The sequence below is a fragment of the Treponema porcinum genome (assembly GCF_900167145.1).
GTDB lineage: Bacteria > Spirochaetota > Spirochaetia > Treponematales > Treponemataceae > Treponema_D > Treponema_D porcinum.
Genome location: NZ_FUWG01000004.1, coordinates 197,271 through 205,038 on the forward strand (window position 1 = coordinate 197,271; position 7,768 = coordinate 205,038).

Annotated in this window: 6 protein-coding genes and 2 rRNA genes; 1 reads left to right on the forward strand and 7 read right to left on the reverse strand. The window is 43.7% G+C overall.

All coding sequences use genetic code 11. From position 1 onward, the window contains the following. Positions 1-17: 17 nt before the first annotated feature. From B5D55_RS03750 to leuB, 4 genes are all read right to left on the reverse strand, one after another. Complete coding sequence (locus B5D55_RS03750) at positions 18-1,691, reverse strand: PEGA domain-containing protein (RefSeq protein ID WP_159446149.1); 1,674 nt, start codon at positions 1,689-1,691, stop codon at positions 18-20. Between the two features lie 32 nt (positions 1,692-1,723). Next, entirely contained in the window at positions 1,724-2,377 is a 654-nt protein-coding gene (gene radC / locus B5D55_RS03755) for a RadC family protein (RefSeq protein ID WP_078932665.1), read from the reverse strand. A gap of 52 nt (positions 2,378-2,429) precedes the next feature. Further along, on the reverse strand, positions 2,430-3,836 hold the full coding sequence (locus B5D55_RS03760) for an alpha-amylase family glycosyl hydrolase (RefSeq protein ID WP_078932666.1): 1,407 nt from the start codon (positions 3,834-3,836) through the stop codon (positions 2,430-2,432). A 158-nt stretch (positions 3,837-3,994) separates the two neighbouring features. Beyond that, on the reverse strand, positions 3,995-5,089 hold the full coding sequence (gene leuB, locus B5D55_RS03765) for a 3-isopropylmalate dehydrogenase (RefSeq protein WP_078932667.1): 1,095 nt from the start codon (positions 5,087-5,089) through the stop codon (positions 3,995-3,997). 630 nt (positions 5,090-5,719) lie between these two features. Between leuB and B5D55_RS03775 the strand changes: the two genes are divergently transcribed. Further along, positions 5,720-6,433 (forward strand): hypothetical protein, encoded by a 714-nt coding sequence (locus B5D55_RS03775; RefSeq protein ID WP_078932669.1) that lies wholly within the window; start codon positions 5,720-5,722, stop codon positions 6,431-6,433. A 199-nt stretch (positions 6,434-6,632) separates the two neighbouring features. Here the strand turns inward: B5D55_RS03775 and B5D55_RS03780 are convergent, their stop codons facing one another. The 3 genes from B5D55_RS03780 to B5D55_RS03790 all read right to left on the reverse strand — a co-directional run. Beyond that, positions 6,633-6,989, reverse strand: coding sequence for an MGMT family protein (locus B5D55_RS03780; RefSeq protein ID WP_078932670.1), 357 nt, complete (start codon positions 6,987-6,989; stop codon positions 6,633-6,635). Positions 6,990-7,136: 147 nt separating this feature from the next. Further along, a 5S ribosomal RNA gene (gene rrf, locus B5D55_RS03785) occupies positions 7,137-7,247 on the reverse strand. Between the two features lie 127 nt (positions 7,248-7,374). Continuing rightward, a 23S ribosomal RNA gene (locus B5D55_RS03790) occupies positions 7,375-7,768 on the reverse strand; the annotation flags it as partial.

A 7,768-nucleotide genomic window follows, 5' to 3' on the forward strand; every position in this document is an offset into this window, starting at 1 on the left:
TATTGCTTTTTAGAATATTAGAATAAATAATTTATGCAGACTTTACATCCGATGTATGCAGGAGAAGACGGAAAAATAAACGAAAATCCGGAAACGTTCATCACAACAGACGAACCGGGAATGAAAAACGATACTCCGCCTCCGGTTTCAATCGCGCTCACCCAGTCAACGGAACTTTCATCTACCGACTCAGAAACTTCATCATAAAGACCAAATGCACTGTGAAGCGCGCCATATATGTTCAGCGAGACTCTGCGTGACGGCATTACATAAAGCGCAATTGCATTCTTCCACACAGAATCTGTATCAGAAAGCGCGCCGGAAGAACAGCTGTAGTCAAACTGCGTAGTAACGCCTGCAAAGAAGAATGATTTTTCATAACCTGCCATAAGCGCAAGGTTCGCGCCTTTTCCGTATGCCAGTCCGTACGGAAAAAACAGCGGATTTTGAACATACCCGTAACCAACGGAAAAGCCCCAGTCAATTTTCCCTGATGCAAGCAGCTTTGAAAATGCAAACTTCAGCGCCGCAGAACCTGACACGGAAGATTCTCCGCCCTGCACATAAACCCCGACTTTTCCGGAAAATTCCAGCCAGTTAGTAACCAACAATGAAATTCCCGCGTCAACAGGAAACGCATATCCGCCGCCAGTCGTCCTCCACACAGGAAACATCGAAATTCCGACCGCCGAAGCCCCCTGCGCAAATGAAGCAGCAACAGGAACAGAGCCGATTCCCGAACCGCAGTCCGTTATGTCAAGAAGATTATAGACAACCGAATAATCAACTTTAGTTCCAGCACGCAGTTCAAATCCTTCCGCCGTAAAAACAGCCGTATAAACACCGGAAGGAACATACGAACCAGAAGAATTACGTCCGTCCCAGCTGAAAGTCTGCGTCCAGTCAGAAAATTCCGGGAACGTATATGAACTCACCTCTTCACCAAAAGAATTGACTATAGAAATAACGCCTTTTCCCGGCGCAGTGACTTCCGCCGTAAAAACGCACGTACCTATTCCGCCGGAATAGTCAGGATTAAACGTATTTTTAGAAGACAAAAATTTTGTCACGGAAAACGGAACTTCTTTCAGAGTAACAAAAATCCGTTTCATTCTGTGCGCGCGGATAAAAACTTCCGCCGAAAAATCCTCAAAACCGAATTTCCGCACTTTTATTACGTGCCGTCCTTCTTCCAGTCTGTTTACATCATCGTAAAGCCTGAGTCCGTCCGCATACACAATGCTCCCTTCTGGCAAAAAGGAAATGTCCAGATAACCGCACCGTTTTTCAAGCTGCAAATAATAAGTCTGCTCGCGTCCGTCCTTTATGTTAATCCGCTGAAAAACAGGTTCATAACCGTTAAGTTCAGCCCTAAGATTATAAGAACCCGGAACAAGATTATGAACGGAAAGAGGCGTTCTTCCAAGATATTCGCCGTTCAGAAATACAGAAGCTCCCGAAACGTTCGTTTTTATGACGACAGCCGTTTTTCCGCCCGTAATTTCGCTTTTCAGTTCCGGCTCTGCCGTTTTTCCGCCGTCAGGAATGCGCAGATAAGAAGATGACGATGCAAAATCTTTTTCAAGTTCAGTTTCCTCTTCCGTAAACCCGATAGATTTTCCGGCTTCTGCACACACAAGAGCCGCACAGAAACAAAATAAGAATGCCCGTACAATCCGTTTATAATTCATAAAAAAATTATATTGCATATCCCGATGATTTTCTATTGGTTAAAGAGAAGTCCATTTTCAACAAAACTGAAATAACTGGTCTTGTCAAAAATAACGTGGTCTAAAAGCGCAATTCCAAGAATGTCAGCAGCTTCCATCAGCACGGACGTCGTTTTTATATCCTCGTCGGACGGCGTACAGTTCCCGGACGGATGATTATGACACACAATTATTGCGGCGGCATTTTCCTTTATTGCTTCAGAAAAAATTTCGCGCGGATGAACGATTGCCTTGCTCACAGTTCCGACAGACGCCACCCGAATTTGTATAACTTCGTGTCCGCCGTTAAGCGTTACTGTCAAAAAATATTCTTTCTGATACATCGAATAGCTGCGCACAAACGGCACTACATCACGAGGATTAATGATTCTTGCTGTATTATGGCAGTTTTTTCTGCGCCCGAACTCAATCGCAGCGGCAACGGCAAGCGCCTTGCTTTCGCCCATTCCCTTTATGGAAAGAAGCGTCTGTATCAAATTCTCGCAGTTCGTTTCAGATAATTTCCGTACGACAGTTTTTGAAAGCCTGTCCACGGAAACGTCTTTCGTACCGCTCCCCAAAATCAGCATCAAAAGTTCAGCGTCCGACGGATACGAAATTCCGTGCTTCAAAGTCAATTCGCGTATATTCGGTTTTACAATTCCCATACTATATATATAGTACGGAGATTAAAAAAAACGGAAGTTTTTGCAGCAAAAATCAATAAATTACTGCAATTTTTTCCTTCGGAACTTTTCCGCTCAGAACGCCGTTCTTCACCGTAAATGAATAACCGTGCGCCGCATCTTTATACGTACCGTCTGCAAAAGCAACAGGAACGGAAATTTTCGCAGCTTTCTTTGGATTTAGGTTGATAATCACAATTCCCCTGTCGCCGCGCTTTACCATAAGAACAGTTGCATCATCGCCGTTCAAAAGTTCTTCATCCTCGCCAGCCATCGCCGCACGGAATTTATTTACCGCAGTAACTTCAGGATTTTTAAACTCATCGTTTCCTATATCACCGATTTTTGACACTCCCGGAAACTGCGTTGCCTCAGGACCTTGCGGACGGTTAAAAAACAGCGGCGTTCCGCCCTTCCTTGAAGCAATAAGCGCCCACCCTGCCCTAAGTTCAAAATTCGTAAGTTTTGCCGATTCGCCGTAATTTGCATACGTATCGTGGCTTTCGACCCAGGTTACTATCTTATCTTCACCGGCAGCATTTCTCCAGTCCGCAAGCCCTTTCGCCGAAAACTTACGGTTCTTCAGCGCAGAGCGAACAACTCCGCCGTAATCGCTTGCAACTACCGAAAGATACTTAGCATATGCGTCCTCGCGCGAATTTCCGCCCTGAAGAACCTCGCCGTACAAAAACAGTTTGTCCGCATCCTTAAGCATAACGCCGCCAACAGCTTTTCTTCCCGTAAAAATCGACCAAAAATCATTTTCCTTCGCCCTAGAATCTTTCGGGTCATCAGGAAGACCGATATGTTTTGCCGTATCAAAACGGAAACCGTCCGCACCGCACGAAATGCAGTCGTTCATATACGCCATAAAATAAGACTGGAACGCCGGATTTTCTGTATTCACATCAGGAAGACCGCCCATAGAATACGTAGTACACTGAAGACGGTCGCCGTAATTTGTAATACCGCGCTTTTCGCCCTCGTGATACAAGTTCTCAATTCCGCCGACTGCATCAAGAAAATCCTGCTTGATTTCAGTTTTTCGCGGCGTCGTATGATTTGGAAGAACGTCAACGATAACGGCAATTCCGTATTCCTCCGCCTTTTTGCAGACGCTTATAAATTCATCGCGCGTTCCAAGCTGGTAATTGCCGATTTTCCAGTCCGTTGGCTGATAATGATAATACCATTTTCCGGTCAAATCAGCGCCAAGAAGATCAAGTCCGCCGTAATCACCTTCCAGACACGTATTCACTGGCGAAAACTGCACCGCAGTAAAACCTGCTTCTGCAATATCCTTCATATTTTCTTCCGCCGTCTTAAAAGACCAGCACCAGCAGTGTAAAATCGCTCCGTTTTTAGTCGATTCTTTTGTCTGCCCGAACATAACGGCAGAAATTAAAAGCACAAGAATACAGACAATCCCATTCTTTTTCATATTGATACAGCTCCTATTACAAAATAGTCTGTCTATTATACCCCATAACAAAAAAACAACAAATAAAAAAAACTCCGCCGGCAGAATTCACCAAAATGAATGCGCCGGCGGAGTCTTTTGCTTATAAAAACTTATGCCGCAAAAATGCAGACAGTTTTTTATTTTTTAATACGGTCAACGACAAGCTGACCCATTTTCTTTGTACCTACAAGTTTTCCTGCCGCAGAAACTTCATCGCGCTTTGCTCCGGCAATATCACCAGTACGCCAGCCCTCATCAAGAACCGCATTTACCGCATTCTCAATATCGCGTGCTTCTTTTTCCATAGAAAAACTGTAGCGCAAAAGCATTGCAGCAGACAGAATTGTCGCCAAAGGATTTGCTAAATCTTTTCCTGCAATATCCGGAGCAGAACCGTGAATAGGCTCGTACAGACCAGGACCAGTTCCGTCACCCAAAGATGCAGACGCAAGCATACCGATAGAACCTGTAATCTGGCTTGCCTCATCAGAAAGAATGTCACCGAACATATTGGAAGTTGCAATAACGTCAAACTGACGCGGATTGCGCACCAGCTGCATAGACGCATTGTCTATATACAAGTAAGAAAGCGTTACGTCAGGATAATCTTTCTTCACATCCTCAGCAACGCGGCGCCACAGCTGTGAAGAATTCAGAATATTCGCCTTGTCAACAACGCACAGACGTTTCTGCCGTTTCTGCGCATATTCAAAACCCATACGAACAATGCGCTCAATTTCCGGGCGCGTATATTTCTCTGTATCCCAGGCAGTATTCTGATCTTCGCTAGTACCGCGATCACCAAAATAAATACCGCCGGTCAATTCACGTACAATCAGAATATCAAGACCGTCGCCGACAATTTCATCTTTCAAAGGACACGCATCTTTAAGCTGCTTCCACATCACAGCTGGACGAAGATTTGCAAACACCTTCATACCGCCGCGAAGTCCAAGAAGAGCCTTTTCCGGACGGATTTCAGACGGAAGATTATCCCATTTCGGACCGCCTACAGCACCAAGCAGCGCAGCATCGCTGTTCAGACAAATATCAAGCTGTTCCTGCGGCAGCGGTTTTCCAAATTTATCAATGGCACATCCACCGGCAATAACGTTCTTGTATTCAAAATGATGACCGTATTTATCAGCAACAGCATTCAGTACGTTCACAGCTTCTGCAACAACATCAGGACCGATTCCGTCCCCGGGAATCAAAGCAATAGTTTTATTCATATAAACCTCTATAAAACATTCCAAAAGGAATTTTAATTATATTAAAGTTAATTAAGTTATACTAAAGAAAAAGATTATAGTCAATAAGGACAAATAATTTTACCCACTACCACAGTATATCATAAAGAAAAGAAAAAAGCCTAAAATTCGCAGAAACGCTTGACAAAGCACAGGGGGGGGTGAAGTACAATCGAACTTATCAATTTACAGTGCAATGCACTAAAAGAGAGGTTCTTATGAAAAAGACAACAAAATGTATTTTTGGTACGCTCGCAATTCTTGCAGCATTCGCCTTTATTTCCTGCCAAGTGATGACGGCGGTAATTCTGACTCAGACTCACAGAAAGTAGAACAGTCGGGAACATCCGATGAAGGTGGCACAGGAAGCGACAGCTCCAACACAGATACCCCAGATGTAGAATTACCGGGAACTCCTAGGGCACTTCAAATCCAAAGGATATTTTTGCAGAAAAAACATTTTATGATGAGGATGAAAAGAAATTTAGAAAATTTGACTTCTCTGATGATGGAACTGTAATTGCCTCGTACAATGAGGCTAACAGACTTTCTGATCAGCCCGTATGGGAAAAAGGCATAGAGTATTATTATTCTATCGGCGATGACAATACTTTGAACTTAAAAGGAAAATCTGTATATGTGGATGAAAAGCCATATTCATATTCGGAAGCTGTAGAACTTATAAATTCTTGGAATGAAGATTATTTTCTGGAAGATTTAAAAGACGACTGGTATGCTGACGATTTTGATTTTACGACAGAATCAGGACTGTTAGATTGTATAAAATACGCCCTTCCAGAAAAAGGAATATTCTTAGACAAAGACATCAACTGTCAGACTGCACTGAATAAATATGTTGAATACAGGAAAAAACAATTGAAAGAATACCTTACTTTCGACTTCTTTTCTGTATTAAAACTAAAATTCACTAAAAATGAAGACGGAACGATATCAATTGATGTACCTGATTCTGCAACATTTTTAGAAATTTTGTCATTGTATAACAGTCCTTTCGATATTTCCGAGTTTTCTGATGATCATTATAACATAGAAATATGGAGTAAAACAGGCGGTAGTTTCTGGTCAAAATATGATGGTGGCACTAAAACAATAAGTAGCAACATCTATGCTGTTGATGAAAGCAAAATTTACGGTGTCGTAAAGCCTGACACATATACAAAATCAGATCCGTACACAGAAAAAGTGGAATTCACATACACTACGGAAGGAACAGGAGAAAACACCAAAGTAAAAATCACATATGCTGAAAATACATACACACTGACACATTGCAAATACGATTTCAAATTCTACCTTGCAGAATAAATCATCTTTCATCATAAACTGATTTTAATAAAAATAGGGCTGCTTTTTAAGCAGCCCTATTTTTGTCAGTCATTTTACTCATTTCCAAAATTATTCCCGTACAGCAAAAAATCACTGTACGTCAAAAACTCCCTTCATACAACAAACTGCGTAAATCAGAAAAACACCACCTTCTATAAACTGCGCTAAAAAAACGATTTTACAACTGCTGCCCTTCAGCAGGATTCCACGCATATAAATCCAAATCCACTGTATTCATAACAACACGAACATTATCTCGTTCCAATAAAGCCGCCTGTGCCTGTATTCCGCCTGCACCAAAATTAATGGCAAGCCTTCCGTCCGCGCTTACAACACGATGGCACGGAATTAAAGCATTAGAAGAATTATCTCCATCCAAAGAAAAAGGCAACGGATTTCGATGCAGTGCGTTCCCTACTGCCTGCGCCCAACGCCTGTTTCCTGCCAATTTCGCTACCGTTCCATACGTAGCTACCTTTCCGGCAGGAATTTGCCGTACTATGTCATAAATCTTCATATCCGTTTCAGAAATCATCAGACTACCCGTATAAAAAATACATACAACAGAAAATTTTTTCGCATTATAAAAAGTACCGCAGAGGAAAATAATAGCTCAGAATTATTGCTAAAATAAACTTGTTGCACCCCTGCCGCAAGAGGTGGTGCGCAGAGAAAAAAAAAAGTCCGGCAGCTACCTACTTTCCCGCCTTGCGGCAGTATCATCGGCGTTAGAGAGCTTGACTTCCGTGTTCGGAATGGGAACGGGTATTGCCTCTCCACTATGGCCACCGGACGACTATCACTTCGTCATCCGCCGCCGGAGCAGGGAACTTTCCGCGCCCACGGCAGCTTTATGTATGTCTTTCAGGAAAAAAAACACGATCCTTCCGCCGCACACCCTGCGACGCGGAACCGATAATATGGTCAAGCCTCACGGCTTATTAGTACTGCTCGGCTGAACGCCTCGCGGCGCTTACACCTGCAGCCTATCAACCTGGTAGTCTCCCAGGAGCCTTCAGGGGGATCGAATCCCCGGGGAGGTCTTATCTTGAGGTGGGCTTCCCGCTTAGATGCTTTCAGCGGTTATCCCTTCCGAACTTAGATACCCGGCACTTGCCCTTGGCAGGACAACCGGCAAGCCAGAGGTTCGTCCACTTCGGTCCTCTCGTACTAAAAGCAGCTCCTCTCAGACCTCCTGCGCCCATAACAGATAGGGACCGAACTGTCTCGCGACGTTCTGAACCCAGCTCACGTACCGCTTTAATTGGCGAACAGCCAAACCCTTGGGACCTGCTCCAGCCCCAGGATGCGATG